The following is a 16,090-nucleotide window of genomic DNA, read 5'->3' on the forward strand; positions in this document are numbered from 1 at the left end:
CTGGCTCGGCGGCGCACGCCAGCCGTTCGCGGCGCCGCAGCCGGCCATGCACGCGGCCGCGTTCGACGCACGGGCCGACCTGCCGGTGGCCGTGGCCGAACCGGTTGTGCCGGTTGCCGAAAGCGCCGCGCCGACGCTGGAAGAGGCGCAGGCGCTGGCGAATGCCGGCGCGTTCGACGAGGCCGAGCGCGTGCTCGCGCAGTTCTCGGCGCGCGTCGGGCCGCATGCCGATGCGTTCTACCTGAACGGGCTGATCGCGGATGCGCGCGGACGCGCCGCGGAAGCCGGCGACTTCTACCGGAAGGCGCTGTACCTGCGGCCCACGCACCACGAAGCGCTGACCCATCTTGCGACGCTGCTCGACGTCGGCGGCGATCGCGCGGGCGCGCAATGGCTGCTCGAGCGTGCACGGCGCTCGGCCGGCTGACAACACCAAGGTTGGGGACCGATATCGCGATGACCAGAGGAATTCATGAACCGCGCCGCCGCTGCCATTGACGAGACGACGATCGACGTCGACGATTGCTGGAACCGGATCGGCACGCGCGGCGACCGCTCGTGCGAGCGGCTGAACGACTGCCTGCGCTGCCTGAACTGCCCGGTGTACGCATATCACGCGGCGAAGCTGCTCGAGCGTCCGCTCGACGGGTCCGAGATGGCCGACGCCACGCGCCGGATGAGCGCGTCCGGCGCGCCGCACGTGCGCGATGCCGACACCGATACGCACCATGCGGCGCTGGCGTTCCGGGTGGCCGACGAATGGCTCGCGCTGCCGATCGGCGTGCTGCGCGAGATTGCCGGCACGCGCCCGATTCATTCGCTGCCGCATCGCCGCAATTCGGCCGTGCGCGGCGTGGTCAACATCCGCGGCACGCTGCGCATCGCGATCTCGATCGGCGCACTGCTCGGCCTCGATGCCGGCAAGGGCGGCAACGGCGGCGGCGATGGCCGCTTCACGCGGCTGCTGGTGGCGGCGCACCAGGGCGAGCCGGTCGTGTTTCCGGTCGACGAAGTCGAGGGCGTGCTGCGTTTCGGCGCATCCGACTGGGTGCCGGTGCCGGCGACGGTCGGGCGCGCGAGCGCCGGCCTGTCGCGCGGTGTGCTGTCGTGGCGCGGCAAGTCGGTGGGCCTGCTCGACGACGACCGCCTGTTCGACGCCGTGACACGGAGCATGCGATGAGCGGCGATGACGACCTGAGCCACCTGTCGCTGCTCGAGCTGTATCGCGAGGAGACGCGCACGCAGACCCAGGCGCTGTCCGAGCGGCTGCTCGCGCTCGAAGCGGGCGAGCCCGATTCCGTCGCGCTCGAGGCATGCATGCGTGCCGCGCATTCGCTGAAGGGCGCCGCGCGCATCGTCGGCGTGCCGCTCGGCGTCGAGATTGCGGGGCGGATGGAAGAGTGCTTCGTCGCCGCGCAGTCCGGCACGATCGCACTGACGGCCACGCACGTCGACGTATTGCTGGCCGGTGTCGATTTGCTGGTGCGCGTCGGCGATCCGCAGGGGCCGCCCGTGTCGCAGACGGAGATCGACGTGTTCGCGGCAGCGCTGACGGGTGCCGACGGCGCGCAGACGATGCAGGCGCCGGCCGCCGTCCCGCCGCCGATGCCGCCGTCGATCGTGCCGCCGTATCGCGAGCACGACGGTGCCGCGAACGAGCCCGTCGGGGCCGGCGCCACCGTGCCGCCGCTCGCCGTGTCGGGCACGGTGCCCGATCCGGCCCAGGCCGGCCGCGTGGCCGGCGCCGGCGCGATGCGCCGCGTGCGGGCGGATACGCTGAACCGGCTGCTGAGTTTGTCCGGCGAATCGCTGGTCGAATCGCGCTGGCTCAAGCCGTTCGCCGAATCGATGCTGCGCGTGAAGCGCGCGCAGCGCGACGCGGCCCGCTCGCTCGATTTGATGTACGAACAATTCGCCGACGATCTCGACGCGGGCATGCTCGCGTCGATGAACGAAGTGCGGCACATGCTGAACGACCTTCAGCGTTCGCTCGCCGAGCGCATGGACGAATTCGACCGTTTCGAGCGGCGCAGCACGCATATCGCCGAGCAGCTTTACGACGAGGCGCTGCAGTGCCGGATGCGGCCGTTCGGCGATGCGACGCGCGCGTACCCGCGCATCGTCCGTGATCTCGCGCGCTCGCTCGGCAAGCAGGTGCGCTTCTCGATCGTCGGCGAGGGCACGCAGGTCGACCGCGACATCCTCGACCTGCTCGACGCGCCGCTCGGCCACCTGCTGCGCAACGCCATCGATCACGGCGTCGATTCGCCGGAAGCACGGCGCGCGCGCGGCAAGCCGGCCGAGGCGAGCGTGACGCTGGAGGCGCGCCACAGCGCCGGCTCTCTGCTGGTCAGCGTGATCGATGACGGCCCGGGCGTCGACATGGACGCGCTGCGCGCGGCCGTCGTGCGTCAGCACCTGACCGACGACGAGACGGCCGCACGGCTGTCCGATCCCGAGCTGCTCGAATTCCTGTTGCTGCCGGGCTTCTCGATGCGCGATGCGGTGACCGACGTGTCGGGCCGCGGCGTCGGCCTCGACGCGGTGCAGGAGATGGTGCGCGGCGTGCGCGGTGCGGTGCGGATCTTCAACGAGCCGGGCGCGGGGATGCGCTTCGTGCTGCAGTTGCCGCTCACGCTGTCGGTGATCCGCAGCCTGCTCGTCGAGGTCGGCGGCGAACCGTATGCGTTCCCGCTCGCGCACGTGCGCCGCACGCTCGAACTTCCGCACGACAATATCGACGTGCTCGAAGGGCAGCCGCATTTCCCGTTCGACGGCCGGCGCGCGGGCCTCGTCGCCGCGCACCAGCTGCTCGACGCGGGCGAACCCGATGCGGCGCGCACGAGCACGGCGGTGGTGGTCGTCGGCGGCGAGCCCGAGCTGTACGGCGTCGCGGTCGACCGCTTCCTCGGCGAACGGATGCTCGTCGTGCAGCCGCTCGACAGCCGTTTGCACAAGATCCAGAACATCGCGGCCGGCGCGCTGCTCGAGAACGGCGACCCGGTGTTGATCGTCGACGTCGAAGACATGATCCGCTCGGTCGACAAGCTCGTGCGCGGCGGGCAACTCGCGCGGCTCACGCGCGACCCGCAACTTGCGCTGGCCGACCGGCGCCGCCGCGTGCTCGTCGTCGACGATTCGCTGACGGTGCGCGAGCTCGAACGCAAGTTGCTGGAAAAGCGCGGCTACGACGTGACGGTCGCGGTCGACGGGATGGAGGGCTGGAACGCGGTGCGCAGCGATGCGTTCGATCTGGTCGTCACGGATGTCGACATGCCGCGCATGGATGGCATCGAGCTCGTCACGCTGATCAAGAACGATCCAATGCTCAAGCGCGTGCCGGTGATGATCGTGTCGTACAAGGATCGCGACGAGGATCGCCGGCGCGGGCTCGATGCGGGCGCCGATTACTACCTCGCGAAGAGCAGCTTCCACGACGAGGCGTTGCTCGATGCCGTGCACGACCTGATCGGAGATGCGCGCGGATGAACATCGGCATCGTCAACGACCTGCCGCTGGCCGTGGAGGCGTTGCGCCGCGTGATCGCGCTGCGCACGGACCACCGCGTGCTGTGGGTCGCGACCGACGGCGACGAGGCGGTGGATTTCTGCGTCGCGCATCCGCCCGATGTCGTGCTGATGGATCTCGTGATGCCGAAGGTCGACGGCGTCGCCGCGACGCGCCGGATCATGGCGCGCGCGCCGTGCGCGATCCTGATCGTGACGGCGAGCGTCAGCGCGAACACGTCGTCGGTCTACGAGGCGATGGGCGCCGGGGCGCTCGACGCGGTCGACACGCCGACGCTCGCGCTCGGGCTGTCGGCCGACGCGTCGCCGCAGGCGCTGCTCGCGAAGATCGACCAGATCGGCCGGCTGCTCGAAAGCCGCACCGCGGTGCTCGTGCCGCCGGGGCCGACGCCCGAGCGCGGCCAGCCGACGCTCGTCGCGATCGGCGCGTCGGCGGGCGGGCCAACCGCGCTGACCGCGCTGTTGCGGGCGCTGCCGGCCGACTTTCCGGCGGCGATCGTGATCGTCCAGCACGTCGACCAGGCGTTCGCGCTCGGGATGGCCGAGTGGCTCGACGGCTATACGCGGCTGCCGGTGCGCGTCGCCCGGCAGGGCAGCGTGCCGCAGGCCGGCGAGGTGCTGCTCGCGGCGACCAACGATCACCTGTATCTGTCGCCGCGCGGCGTGCTCGGCTATACGCGGCATCCGGCCGAGACACCGTACCGGCCATCGATCGACGTGTTCTTCAACAGCGTCGCCGACGGCTGGCAGGGCGAGGCGTTCGGCGTGCTGCTGACGGGCATGGGGCGCGACGGTGCGCTCGGCCTGAAGGCGATGCGCGCGAAGGGCTGCCACACGATCGCGCAGGACGAGGCGACCAGCGCCGTCTACGGGATGCCGAAGGCGGCCGCGGCGATCGGTGCGGCGTCGGCGATCCTGCCGCTCGAGCGGATCGCGCCCCAGCTGATTTCGCGGATCACGCGCCCGCTGCGCGACTGACGGCGCTCGCGGGGCGCACGACGCTGTCCTGCCCGGTTTCGATGCGTCGGTGGCCGCATTGCGGGCGTCGCGCGGCGTCGCGTACAATGGCGGCCAGCGGAGATGGCATGCCTCCCAGTGGTCGGACGCGGCGCGTTGCGCACGGTGCGGCCCTCAACCGCCGGTTCGCCCGGCTGATGATGCCTGCGTGTTCCTGGGTCGTCAGGAGGTCGCAGGCCGTCCATGCGGGTTTCTACCGCCCAGGTTTTGATGTTCCGTCGAATCTGGAAATCATGTTTTTCACGACTTCTGCCGATCTTCTCGCGACCGTGCGCTATGTGTGCCGCTGGCTCGCGCTCTCGGCCCTGCTTGGCACGCTGGCCGGCACGGCTTCCGCGTTGTTCCTGATCGCGCTCGACTGGGCGACCGGCACGCGCGTCGCGCACCCGTGGCTGCTGTGGGGGCTGCCGGCCGCCGGTTTCGCGACCGGCTGGATCTACCATCGCTTCGGCCAGTCCGTCGCGCGCGGCAACAACCTGCTGATCGACGAGATTCACGACCCGAAGGCGCTCGTGCCGAAGCGGATGGCGCCGCTCGTGCTCGTCGCGACCGTCGTCACGCACCTGTTCGGCGGCTCGGCCGGCCGCGAGGGCACGGCCGTGCAGATGGGCGGCGCGCTCGCCGATCGCATCACGCAGGTGTTCCGCCTCGATCGCGAGCATCGCCGCGTGCTGCTGATGGGCGGCATCGCGGCCGGGTTCGCGTCGGTGTTCGGCACGCCGCTCGCGGGCGCCGTGTTCGGGCTCGAGGTGCTCGCGATCGGGCGCGTGCGGTACGACGCGCTGCTGACCTGCGTCGCCTCCGCGATCGTCGCGGACGTCGTCTGCCGCGCGTGGGGCGTGCATCACACGGCCTATGCGATTCCGTTCGTGCCGGCCGTGTCGGCGACGGGGCTCGCCGTGACGGTCGTCGCGGGCATTGCGTTCGGCGTGGCCGGGCGGCTGTTCGCGTTTGCGACGCATGCGCTGACCGCGTGGTTCCGGCGCGTCGTCCGCTATGCGCCGCTGCAGCCGGTGCTCGGCGGCCTGCTGGTCGCCGTGGCCGCCACCGTGCTGAACGTGCCGCAGTATCTCGGCCTCGGTATCCCGACAATCGAGGCCGCGTTTCACGGCCCGCTGCCGCTCTACGATTTCGCGGGCAAGTTCGCGTTCACCGTCGTCACGCTCGCGTCGGGGTTCAAGGGCGGCGAAGTGACGCCGCTGTTCTACATCGGCGCGACGCTTGGCAACGCGCTCGGCCAGGTGCTGGCGCTGCCGGTGCCGGTGCTCGCGGGGCTCGGCTTCGTCGCGGTATTCGCCGGCGCGGCGAATACGCCGATCGCGTCGACGATCATGGCGATCGAACTGTTTGGCGCGGATATCGGCGTGTATGCGATCGTCGCGTGCGTCGTCGCGTATCTGTTCTCGGGGCACGCGGGGATTTATCGCGCGCAGCGTGTGGCGGTGGGGAAGGGCGCGCAGGCGGAGGCGGAATGACGCGGGAGCGGAAGGCTGAATCGTCGCGGTGCGTGCGGGAGCGCGATGCATGCGATGCCGGAGGGGAAACGTGTCGTTGTGGATACATCTGATCGGGCCGGGCGGCGCCGGCAAGACCACGGTCGGGGAGATCGTCGCGGCGCGCCTGAACTGGCGGTTCGTCGATGTGGATCGGTGCTTCCTGGCCGCGCACGGGAACATCGCCGATTTCATCCGGGAGCGCGGCTATGCCGAGTATGCGTCGCACAACGTCCGGCTGTACGAGCAACTCAGGCGTGACACGTCGGCGCCCACGATCTGCGCGGTGTCGTCCGGTTTCATGCTGTATCCGGCCGATGTCACGCCGGCCTATCCGGCACTTCGCCGTGACATCGAGGCGGGCGGATTCACCGCGCTCCTGCTGCCGTCGTTCGACCTCGAACGCTGCGCGAACCTGATCGTGGGCCGGCAGGTGTCCCGGCCGTATCTGCATGCGAACGAAGCCGACGAGATGCGCAAGATCCGCGCTCGATTCCCCGTGTTCATGCGCCTGAACTGCAAGCGGTTTGCGAGCGACGGCCCACCCGAAAATGTGGCGGCCGACATCGAACGCTTTATCGTGGCGTCGATGGCTTCGCGCGAACACGGTTCGCATCCGGTCGCGGGCGGTACGCGGTGATCCAGCGGATCACCGCGTACCGGCACCCGTTACGGCTTCGGCAGGCGCGCGACATGGCGCGCCAGCACTTCCTCGATATCGATGCCTTTTTCCGCCAGCAATGCGGTCACGACGCCGTTCAGTTCGCCGAGCGTTTCCTTGACCGATTCCCGGATCGTATCGACGACCACCTGCGTGCTGCGCTCGATCTCGATGTTGACCGTGTCGTTGACGCCCTTCCCATCGAAGGTCGTCGCGCGTCGCGTTTCGGGAATCAGCCAGACATCGAACCAGCCTTCGTCGCGGTTGACGTCGGACACCGTCAGGCTGCAGCCGTTGATCGCGATATAACCCTTCGCGAACACATACCGCTTGAAGGCGTCCGGCACGCCGATGCGCACCATCCGGTTATGTTCGGATACGGCGATGTGCCGGATGGTCCCGGTGAAGTCGACATGGCCGGACAGCGGATGCCCGCCGATCTCCGCGCCGTCCTTCGCGGCCCGCTCCACGTTGACGGGGGCGCCCGTCACGAGATCAGCCAGCGTGGTGATCCGCAGGCTCGGCAGCATCACGTCGAAGTCGATCAGCTCCGGCGAATGGATGGTCGTCACCGTCAGGCAGACGCCGTCGACCGAGACGCTGGCGCCGATCTCGATGTCGTCGGTAAACCGCTCCGGGAATTCGATGCTGAAGGTTCTCAGTTCCCCGTGATCGGCGATCGTCTTGATGGTGGCAACGCCCTGGACAATTCCTGTAAACATGGTCGATCCCTTGTCGCGAATTTGCTGGCCGACATGATAAGGGATCCGGGAAAGGGACACCTCGCGGCGCGCGGTTGCGGGGCGGCAGGCGTGAGGCGCTGACGTAAAAAAGGCCGTGCGCCTGGCACGGCCTCGATCCGGATCCATTATTCATTTGCAGACGCGCGCCGCGACGCGCTTGCGTCATACCTCGGCCGGCTCGCCCAGCGGCCCGGTGTCGTCGTCCGCCGTGCGCCGCGGCGAATCGGCGAGCCCCTTCGCGAGCTCCAGCGCCTGCCGCTCGAACAGCCGGCGATAGATGCCGCCTTCGATGCGGATCAGCGCGTCGTGGCTACCTTCCTCGATCACCTTGCCGCGATCGAGCACGAGCAGCCGGTCGAGCGCGCGCACGGTCGACAGCCGGTGCGCGACCACGAGCGTCGTGCGGCCGACCATCAGCCGTTCCATCGCCTGCTGGATCAGCAGCTCGCTTTCGCTGTCGAGGCTCGACGTCGCTTCGTCGAGGATCAGGATCGGCGCATCGGCGAGGAACGCGCGCGCGATCGCGACCCGCTGGCGTTCGCCGCCCGACAGCTTGATCCCGCGTTCGCCGACGAGCGTGTCATAGCCGTCCGGCAGCGTGGCGATGAAGTCGTGCGCGCTGGCAAGCCGCGCGGCGCGCTCGATGTCGGCCCGGCTCGCGTCGGGGCGCGCATACGCGATGTTCTCCGCGAGCGTGCGGTGGAACAGCACGGGCTCCTGCTGGACGATCGCGATCTGGCTGCGCAGCGAATCCTGCCGCACCCGCGCGATATCCTGGCCGTCGATCGTGATGCGGCCGCCCGACACGTCGTACAGGCGCTGGATCAGCTTGATGAACGACGTCTTGCCCGACCCCGAGTGGCCGACGAGGCCCACGCGCTCGCCCGGCGCGATCCGCATCGAGAAATCGTCGTACAGCGGCACCGGATGGTTGTCGTAGCGGAACGTCACGTGCTCGAAGCGGATCTCACCTTGCCCGATCCGGATGGCCGGTGCGCCGGGACGATCGTCGATGCCGAGCGGCTGGCGTTCGAGCGCGACGAGTTCTTCCATGTCGTTCACCGAGCGTTGCAGGTTGCGGATGTGCATGCCGACGTCGCGCAGGTAGCCCTGCAGCATGAAGAACATCGTCAGCGCGAATGCGATGTCGCCGACGCTCGCCTCGTCGTTCGCCCACAGCCGCAGCGCGACGCCGATCATCGCGGCCTGCATCGCGACGAGCATCGCGCCCTGCAACCCGCCGTTGAGCGTGCCGCGCACCCAGGTGCGGCGCGTGCGCTGCCGCCACTTGCCGATCACGCGCGCGAGCCGCGCTTCCTCGCGCGTTTCCGCGCCGAACGCCTTGACGACCGCGTTGCAGCTCACGGCATCGGCGAGCGCGCCACCCATGCGCGTATCCCACAGGTTGCCGAGCCGCGCGGCGGGCGCGACGATGCCGAGCGACACGGCCACCGTTACCGCGATGTACAGCAGCGAACCCGCGCCGACGACGAGCCCCATCACGGGCCAGTACGTGCCGAGCAGCACGGTGGCACCGACGAGCATCGTGACCGATGGCAGCAGCGCAATCAGCACGGTGTCGTTCAGCAGGTCGATCGCCCAGATCCCGCGCGTGATCTTGCGCACGGTCGAGCCCGCGAAGCTGTTCGCGTGCCAGTCGGTCGAGAAGCGCTGCACGCGATGGAACGACGCGGCCGCGATCTCGCTCATCATCTTCAGCGTGAGCGTGATGATGTTCAGGTAGACGCCTTGCCGCAGCACCGTCGCGCCGAGCCCGAGCGCGGCGAGCGTGCCGAACGCGACGAGGGCCGCATGCCACGCGGCGGCGCGGTCGGTCACGCCCATCGACAGCGCGTCGACGAGGCGACCGGCGAACAGTGGCGTGAGCACGTCGGCGAGTGCGGCGAGCAGCGCGAGGCCCGCGACCGTGGCGGTGCGGGCCGGCTGCTTGCGCCAGTAACGGAAGGTGAAGCCGAAGACGGCCTGGAATGCCTGGCCGCCCAGATGGGAGGTTTTTCTGGTCATTTATCGTTGCCCGGCGCATCGCGCGACGGGACTTTCCGGTTCGGAGAACATCGAAAACGCAACAGCCAGGCCGCGCGAAAATGGCGGGTGGAAAATGAAACAGGCTGTCGGGAAACGGCGCGGCTGACGGGTTAGCGGAAAACTCGGGAGCCGGCGCGGACGGCGGGCTGGATCAGCTGTGCCGTGGGACCACGTTCGGGAAGGTTGCTGGCATTGGGAACATCTGCACCTCCCCTGAAGTGAACGGTTGAAAGGACGCCGAAAAGACGTGAAAAGATTCTATCAGCAGAGTCGGGCGCGCCGCAACGTCTGACGAATGGGCGTTGCCGCGTCGATACGGTTAGTATTCAGGGTTTCGGCCCTTCTTTTGCGGCCCTTCCACAGTGCGGCAACGCAAGGGCCGGCACGCGCATCGATTACACTCCAGCGTCTGCGGCGCACGACGCCGCGGCCCTCGCAGATTCACCACGATACATTCCTGAGGAAACGATGAGCGACGTTCAGCAAGGCATCCTGACCCCGATCGATACGGTGTCCCGATACCTCACTTTTACGATTTCGAATGACGGCAATGTGGCAGCGGCGCTGGCCGCGCTGCGTGAGATCGTCGACGGACGCGACACGGTGGTCGGGTTCGGGCACGCGCTGGCGGCGCACCTTGGGCGCCCGGTACCGGGCCTGACCGAATTCCCGGCGTTCGCGGTGAAGGACCGCACGCTGCCGGCCACGCCGGCCGACGTGTGGGTCTGGCTGCGCGGCGACGACCGCGGCGAAATCGTGCTGCGCGCGCGGGCGATCGAACGCGCGCTGGCGCCGGCGTTCGCGTTGCAGGATGCGGTCGACGGTTTCCGCTATTCGACCGATCGCGACCTGTCCGGCTATGAAGACGGCACCGAGAATCCGGACGGCGACGAAGCAGTGGCCGCGGCGATCGTGACGGGGCAGGGCGCGGGGCTCGACGGTGCGAGCTTCGTCGCGGTTCAGCAATGGCTGCACGACTTCGACCAGATGGAGCGCATTCCGTCGGGTGACATGGACAACATCATCGGCCGTCGCCGCTCGGACAACGAAGAACTCGACGACGCGCCCGAGTTCGCGCACGTGAAGCGCACCGCGCAGGAAAGCTTCGAGCCCGAGGCGTTCATGCTGCGCCGTTCGTCGCCGTGGTCGGACGCGCGCCGCGCGGGCCTCTATTTCGTGGCGTTCGGCTGCTCGTTCCGCGCGTTCGACGTGCAGATGCGCCGGATGAGCGGCGCGGAAGACGGTATCGTCGACGGCCTGTTCCGCTTCACGCGGCCGCTGACGGGCGCGTATTTCTGGTGCCCGCCGTTGAAGGACGGCAAGCTCGACTTGACCGCGCTCGGACTGTAAGCGCCTGACGGGTTCGACGAAAAGGGGGGCCGCGCATCGTGCGCGGCCCCCCGTTTTTTTTCGCGGCGATCGTGCGCCGCGTGCGCTGTGTGCGTTGCGTGTCAGCTCAACGTCGTGTCGATCCGCGTGCCGCGCTTGATGAACAGCGTGACCGGCGTCTTCTCGCAGATTTCGGCAAGGCGCTGACGTTGCGCGTCGTCGAGCGGGCCGTCGAGCGTCACGACGCGGCGCACGTATTGCGTGCCGTCGCGATCGGCATGCAGCTCGGTGCGCACGTCGATGCGCGCGGCCGGCCACGCCTTGCGCTGCATATACATGCGCAGCGTCGCGGCCGTGCATTGCGCGAGGCCGGCCAGCACGAACGCGAACGGTGCCGGCCCGTGATCCTGGCCGCCTTCGCGTGGCGCTTCGTCGCCGGTCAGCGCGTGGGTGCCGGCTTGCAGCTGGACGACGTAGTCGGGCGCATCGGCGTCGAGGACGGCGGCGGCATGGATGAGCGACATGGCAGGTCTCCGGTCAGCGGGAACAAGAAAGCGGGCGCCGCGGGGCGGCGTGCAGCCGTCAGCATACCGTCCCGATCGCGATGGCGCGCGCCGTGCGGCTATGCGTCGGCGACGCCGGCGCTGCTGCGCACGAGCGCGGCGATGCGTTCGCGCACCCACTGGTGCGCGCGATCGGCGTCGCGCGATTCATGCCAGTACGCGAGCAGCGGGAACGGCTTGAGCCGCAACGGCAGCGGCCGCACGACGATCGGCAGCAGCGCGGCCATCCGCAACGCATAGGTGTGCGGCAGCGTGACCAGCAGGTTGCCGGTCGCGGCGATCTGGCACGCGGCGAAATAGTGCTGGCAGGTGAGCCGGATATCGCGGAAGCGTCCGTCGTTGCCAAGCAGCACGTCGAGCGATTGCGGTTCGCCGAGCGACGACACCGCGACATGCTGCGCCGCGAAATAGTCGCCGCGCCGCAGCGGGTCGCGCGCCAGCGGGTGATCGCCGCGCAGCGCGACGACCAGCGAATCGTCGAGCAGGTGTTCGGTGGCGATGCGCGGGCCGGTCGGCACGCGGCGATCGACGGCGAGATCGAGGTTGCCCGACGCGAGTTCGCGCTCGATGTCGGCCACCGCGATGCGGCGGCTCACGAGCCGCAGGCCCGGCGCTTCGTCGGCGAACGCGGCGACGATCCGCGGCAGCGCGATCGATTCGAGCACGTCGCGAATGCCTACCGCGATGCTCAGGTCGAGCGTCGCGGGATCGAATGCCGACGACGCGCGCGCGGTGCCTTGCAGGCCCTTCAGGTGGACCTGCACATCCGCGATGATCGAACGCGTGCGTTCGGTGGCCACGACGCGGTTGCCCTGCCGCACGAACAGCGGATCGTCGAAATGCGCGCGCAGCCGGTTGAGCGCATGCGTGACGGCCGGCTGCGTGAGATGCAGCGCGCGGGCGGCCGCGCCGATGCCGCCGTGCACGTAGACGGCGTCGAGCACGCGAAACAGGTTCAGGTCGAGACGGTGATCGGCGGGCACGGGGCGCGGGCGGCGTGGTGAATCGTGGCTCGATTCTAAAGGATGCGCAGGCAACGGATACGCGGGCGTTCCGGCGCGGTGATCGATGGCGCGGGACAGGTGCCGATATCGTTTGGGCCGATATCCGGCTTCGCATTTATCCGGATACCCGAGGCCTCCTGTCGTCATGAAATGCGCAGCGTGCGACGCACATCATCGCAACAATCGGCGAGAACGGCCCGTGCGACTCCACGCCCGCCTGCCAGTCACCCCCGACAGCCTGTAGTAATCCGCCATCATGCTGTCCCCGTCGGCCATTTCGCGCCAAAGGCGCGACCCGTTCGGCTAAGATGCCGTCGCTTCATATTTCGGGATAGCCGTCCTGTCGCACGCATTCAAACCAAATATAAGCCTGACAGTTCGACGGTAATAAAAGAAGTCGAAACAAGTCGGGGGCTTGGCCAGTGAATGCAGCAGATCAGAGGTGGGTCGTTATCTATTTGAGTACGGGGTTTTCGTTGGCCCAGGCCGCGCGTCTTGGCGAGGCTTTCAACCTGGCGAATCGCCTGCACGCATACAGTGCTGATTACCAGTTGAAGTACGTATCCGAAAGCGGGGGGCTGTTGCAGTCGTCGTCCGGCGTGAGCATCGCGGCCGATCCGCTCGGCGACGAGCACGGCCGTCGTGCGCTCGCGTTCTTTCATCTCCACGGCGACCGCGCGGCCGTCAACTGGGACGGCGCATTGCAGCGTCGCCTGACCGACATTCGCCGTCATGCGCGCTGGATCGTCGACGCAATGGACCTGCCCGCGCTCGCGGCCATGCAGCGGTCGTCGGCGACGCTCGAAGAGCGGCCCGGCCGGGCCGGGCGCCGGGTCGCCACGACGGTCGAGTTGCAGGCCGGCGAAACCGACGTGTTCGCCGCCGTGCTCGACATGTTCCGAGTCGATCTCGGCGACAGTGCCGCGCAGGAGATTGCCAGCAACATGCTGCGGCCCGTCGAGCAACGCTATACGCAGTCGATGTGGGCCTTTCGCGAGCTGAGCGCGAGCCCGTCGATCCGGATGTCGGCGCAGCGGCTGCGCGCGCAGAGCGTGAACCGCATCTCGATCGCGAACGCCGCCCAGGCCGCCGCGATGAGCGAGCGCAACTTCCTGCGGCGCTTCAAGAAGGAAATCGGCGTGACGCCGACCGAGTTCGTCCAGCACGTGCGGCTCGAGCGCGCCTGCCACATGCTGATCCACACGACGCTGCCGGCCGACAAGGTCGCGCGCCGCACCGGGTTCGGCAGCGGCGAACGGCTCGCGAAACTGTTTCGTCAGCGCATGCTGATGTCGCCGACGGAATTTCGCGTCACCGAACGCGAAAGGATCCTCACCCGAGGCGCCACGCCATCCGATGCGCACGGGGGGACCTGTGACGACGCAGGGGGGCCGTGCGCCGCGTGTACCGCCGCGCGGGAGAAAACCGGACGGATACCCGTAGAATCGTCATGTCGCGATCTCGATCCCCGGTTTCCATGCCCCTCCTCCCCACTACCGCCACCGCCCCTTTCTGCCCGTCGGAAGTAAAGGGCAGTATCACGATCGATGCCGGCGCGCCGCGCTGGCAGAAGCTCAAGCGCTTCTTCGGCCCCGGCCTGCTCGTCGCGATCGGCTACATGGATCCCGGCAACTGGGCGACCGATATCCAGGCCGGCTCGCAGTTCGGTTATTCGCTGCTGTGGGTCGTCGCGTTCTCGAGTCTCGCGGCGATCTTCCTGCAGATGCTCGCGGCGCGGCTCGGCCTCGTCGCGGGCAGGGATCTCGCGCAGGCCAGCTACGACCGCTACGGCCGGCTCGGCCGCATCGTGCAGTGGGTGACCGCCGAAGTGTCGATCATCGCGTGCGACATCGCGGAAGTGCTCGGCTGCGCGCTCGCGTTCAAGCTGCTGCTCGGCGTGCCGCTCGCGTGGGGGATCGTGCTGACCGCGCTCGACACGGTGATCGTGCTCGGCCTGCAGGGCAAGGGGTTCCGGCAGATCGAGGCGATCGTGCTCGCACTGATCGCGACGATGGCGTTCTGCTTCGTCGCACAGGTCGCGATCACGCCGCCCGACTGGCATGCGGTGGTCGGCGGGCTGGTGCCGGGCGATCCGGGCCACGACCGCAAGGACGCGATCGTGCTCGCGCTCGGCATCGTCGGCGCGACGATCATGCCGCACAACCTGTACCTGCATTCGTCGGTCGTGCAGACGCGGCGCGTGGTGGGCGGTGCGCGCGGGACGATTCGCGACACGCTCGCGCTGGTGCGCATCGATACGTTCGTGTCGCTGTTCGTCGCGATGCTCGTCAACGCGGCGATCCTGATCGTCGCGGGTGCGGCGTTCCACGCGACGGGCCAGCACAACGTGACCGACATCGAGCAGGCCTACAAGCTGATTACGCCGATCGCGGGCGGCGCGGCCGCGCTGCTGTTCGGGATCGCGCTGCTCGCGTCGGGGCAGAGCTCGACGCTTACCGGCACGATCGCCGGCCAGGTGATCATGGACGGCTTCCTGCATACGAAGATCCCGTGCTACCAGCGCCGGCTGATCACGCGCGGGCTCGCGCTCGTGCCGGCGCTGATCGGCGTGCTGTGGCTCGGCGACGGCTCGGTCGGGCAGCTGCTGGTGTGGAGCCAGGTGCTGCTGAGCCTGCAGTTGCCGTTCGCGATGTGGCCGCTGATCCGCTCGGTCAGCGATCGCAATACGATGGGCGAGCACACGATCGGGCGCGGGATGCAAATCGCCGCGTGGGCGCTGTTCGTCGTCATCACCGGTACGAACCTGTTGCTGATTACCGGTGTGGCGGGCTGATACAGCCTGTCACAGGCTGACACAGTCGCGCGGCGCGCATGCGGTAAACTGCGGCCTTTCGATCGTCGTCCGAAGTCCGTTATGTGGAGTGAAATCAGCAACATCGGCGATGCCGCGCTGACCCTGCCGATCGCGCTGACGTGCGCGGCGTGGCTCGCGCTGACCGATTGGCGCCTTGCCGCTCGCTGGGGCGTGCTGCTCGCCGCCGGCATGGGGCTCGTCGGGGCAACGAAGATCCTGTATGCCGGGTGCGGCATCGAGCTGCCGCAATTCGATTTCCGCGTGATCAGCGGCCATACGATGCTGTCGACGTCCGTGTGGACGGTCGCGCTGTCGATGCTGTGGCAGGCGTTCCGGCCGGGCAAGGCGCCCGGCATCGCGGCCGGGCTGGCCATCGGCGCGGTCACGGCCGTCGCGCGCGTGTTCGATCATTCGCACACCGTCCCGGAAGTGATCGTCGGCTGGATGCTCGGCGCGCTCGTCGCGCTGGTGTTCCTGCGCGGTTACGACGGCGCGCGGCAGCGTGCGTTCTCGCCGCGCGTCGCGGCCGTCTGCCTGCTGCTCGTGTCGGGCATTGCGTACGGGCACCGCGCGCCGTTCCAGCAGATGATCGATACTCATTCGCCGCAACTCTGCGCGTTCGTGCGCGCGCCGTCGGGCGACGGCTTCTGACGGTAGCCTGCCGCGGCGCCCCGGCGCCGCTTGCTTGCCGCCGGCGTTCGCCCGGCGGTGCCACGATTCCACGCCGCTTCATCTTCCCGAGCGCTTCCTCGCCCGCGCGGAACGCGTCCCCCCGTCATTCCCCGCATCATTGAATCAGCCGGCCCGTGCGCGCATGCCGGCAAACGAAGGTCATGAACCAAGTCTATGACCGGGCATAAGGAATATTCATTTCATCGATTGGCGCCATTCG

Annotated in this window: 13 protein-coding genes, 1 pseudogene and 1 riboswitch; of the genes and pseudogenes, 10 read left to right on the forward strand and 4 right to left on the reverse strand. The window is 68.7% G+C overall.

Annotated features, from left to right (window positions below):
- The 6 genes and pseudogenes from BDO18943_RS29425 to BDO18943_RS29450 all read left to right on the forward strand — a co-directional run.
- A pseudogene (locus BDO18943_RS29425) lies at nucleotides 1-427 on the forward strand (CheR family methyltransferase); the annotation flags it as partial.
- Between the two features lie 45 nt (nucleotides 428-472).
- Nucleotides 473-1,180: a chemotaxis protein CheW gene (locus BDO18943_RS29430; protein WP_175025040.1), complete on the forward strand. Its 708-nt coding sequence runs from the start codon at nucleotides 473-475 to the stop codon at nucleotides 1,178-1,180.
- Nucleotides 1,177-3,489, forward strand: coding sequence for a hybrid sensor histidine kinase/response regulator (locus BDO18943_RS29435; RefSeq protein ID WP_175025041.1), 2,313 nt, complete (start codon nucleotides 1,177-1,179; stop codon nucleotides 3,487-3,489). The genes BDO18943_RS29430 and BDO18943_RS29435 overlap by 4 nt, the downstream gene beginning before the upstream one ends.
- Nucleotides 3,486-4,505 carry a chemotaxis response regulator protein-glutamate methylesterase gene (cheB, locus tag BDO18943_RS29440; protein WP_043177930.1) on the forward strand — a complete coding sequence of 340 codons (1,020 nt, stop codon included), beginning with the start codon at nucleotides 3,486-3,488 and terminating at the stop codon, nucleotides 4,503-4,505. The genes BDO18943_RS29435 and cheB overlap by 4 nt, the downstream gene beginning before the upstream one ends.
- An 89-nt stretch (nucleotides 4,506-4,594) precedes the next feature.
- Nucleotides 4,595-4,698, forward strand: a riboswitch (Fluoride riboswitch).
- Between the two features lie 79 nt (nucleotides 4,699-4,777).
- Nucleotides 4,778-6,019: a voltage-gated chloride channel family protein gene (locus BDO18943_RS29445; protein ID WP_175025042.1), complete on the forward strand. Its 1,242-nt coding sequence runs from the start codon at nucleotides 4,778-4,780 to the stop codon at nucleotides 6,017-6,019.
- 70 nt (nucleotides 6,020-6,089) lie between these two features.
- Nucleotides 6,090-6,677, forward strand: coding sequence for a shikimate kinase (locus BDO18943_RS29450; RefSeq protein ID WP_235996222.1), 588 nt, complete (start codon nucleotides 6,090-6,092; stop codon nucleotides 6,675-6,677).
- 29 nt (nucleotides 6,678-6,706) lie between these two features.
- Here BDO18943_RS29450 and BDO18943_RS29455 read toward each other — a convergent pair whose 3' ends face one another.
- Together BDO18943_RS29455 and BDO18943_RS29460 are read right to left on the reverse strand one after the other, a co-directional pair.
- Nucleotides 6,707-7,420 carry a riboflavin synthase subunit alpha gene (locus tag BDO18943_RS29455; RefSeq protein ID WP_175025044.1) on the reverse strand — a complete coding sequence of 238 codons (714 nt, stop codon included), beginning with the start codon at nucleotides 7,418-7,420 and terminating at the stop codon, nucleotides 6,707-6,709.
- A 183-nt stretch (nucleotides 7,421-7,603) separates the two neighbouring features.
- Nucleotides 7,604-9,466 carry an ABC transporter ATP-binding protein gene (locus BDO18943_RS29460; protein ID WP_175025045.1) on the reverse strand — a complete coding sequence of 621 codons (1,863 nt, stop codon included), beginning with the start codon at nucleotides 9,464-9,466 and terminating at the stop codon, nucleotides 7,604-7,606.
- Between the two features lie 489 nt (nucleotides 9,467-9,955).
- Between BDO18943_RS29460 and BDO18943_RS29465 the strand changes: the two genes are divergently transcribed.
- Nucleotides 9,956-10,837: a Dyp-type peroxidase gene (locus BDO18943_RS29465; RefSeq protein ID WP_175025046.1), complete on the forward strand. Its 882-nt coding sequence runs from the start codon at nucleotides 9,956-9,958 to the stop codon at nucleotides 10,835-10,837.
- Nucleotides 10,838-10,938: 101 nt separating this feature from the next.
- On the opposite strand, the gene BDO18943_RS29470 is transcribed toward BDO18943_RS29465, so the two are convergent.
- On the reverse strand, nucleotides 10,939-11,340 hold the full coding sequence (locus BDO18943_RS29470; RefSeq protein WP_175025047.1) for an OsmC family protein: 402 nt from the start codon (nucleotides 11,338-11,340) through the stop codon (nucleotides 10,939-10,941).
- Between the two features lie 98 nt (nucleotides 11,341-11,438).
- Nucleotides 11,439-12,362 carry a LysR family transcriptional regulator gene (locus tag BDO18943_RS29475; RefSeq protein WP_043179151.1) on the reverse strand — a complete coding sequence of 308 codons (924 nt, stop codon included), beginning with the start codon at nucleotides 12,360-12,362 and terminating at the stop codon, nucleotides 11,439-11,441.
- A gap of 497 nt (nucleotides 12,363-12,859) precedes the next feature.
- Between BDO18943_RS29475 and BDO18943_RS29480 the strand changes: the two genes are divergently transcribed.
- The 3 genes from BDO18943_RS29480 to BDO18943_RS29490 all read left to right on the forward strand — a co-directional run bounded on the left by BDO18943_RS29480 (nucleotide 12,860) and on the right by BDO18943_RS29490 (nucleotide 15,849).
- The gene (locus BDO18943_RS29480) at nucleotides 12,860-13,912 is read left to right on the forward strand and encodes a helix-turn-helix domain-containing protein (RefSeq protein WP_175025048.1); all 1,053 of its coding nucleotides are present in this window, start codon (nucleotides 12,860-12,862) and stop codon (nucleotides 13,910-13,912) included.
- Nucleotides 13,861-15,177 carry an Nramp family divalent metal transporter gene (locus BDO18943_RS29485; protein ID WP_122949105.1) on the forward strand — a complete coding sequence of 439 codons (1,317 nt, stop codon included), beginning with the start codon at nucleotides 13,861-13,863 and terminating at the stop codon, nucleotides 15,175-15,177. Before BDO18943_RS29480 ends, BDO18943_RS29485 begins: the two co-directional genes overlap by 52 nt.
- Nucleotides 15,178-15,258: 81 nt before the next feature.
- Nucleotides 15,259-15,849: a phosphatase PAP2 family protein gene (locus BDO18943_RS29490; protein WP_043177918.1), complete on the forward strand. Its 591-nt coding sequence runs from the start codon at nucleotides 15,259-15,261 to the stop codon at nucleotides 15,847-15,849.
- The last annotated feature ends 241 nt before the right edge of the window (nucleotides 15,850-16,090 follow it).

This window comes from Burkholderia aenigmatica (assembly GCF_902499175.1).
Classification (GTDB): domain Bacteria; phylum Pseudomonadota; class Gammaproteobacteria; order Burkholderiales; family Burkholderiaceae; genus Burkholderia; species Burkholderia aenigmatica.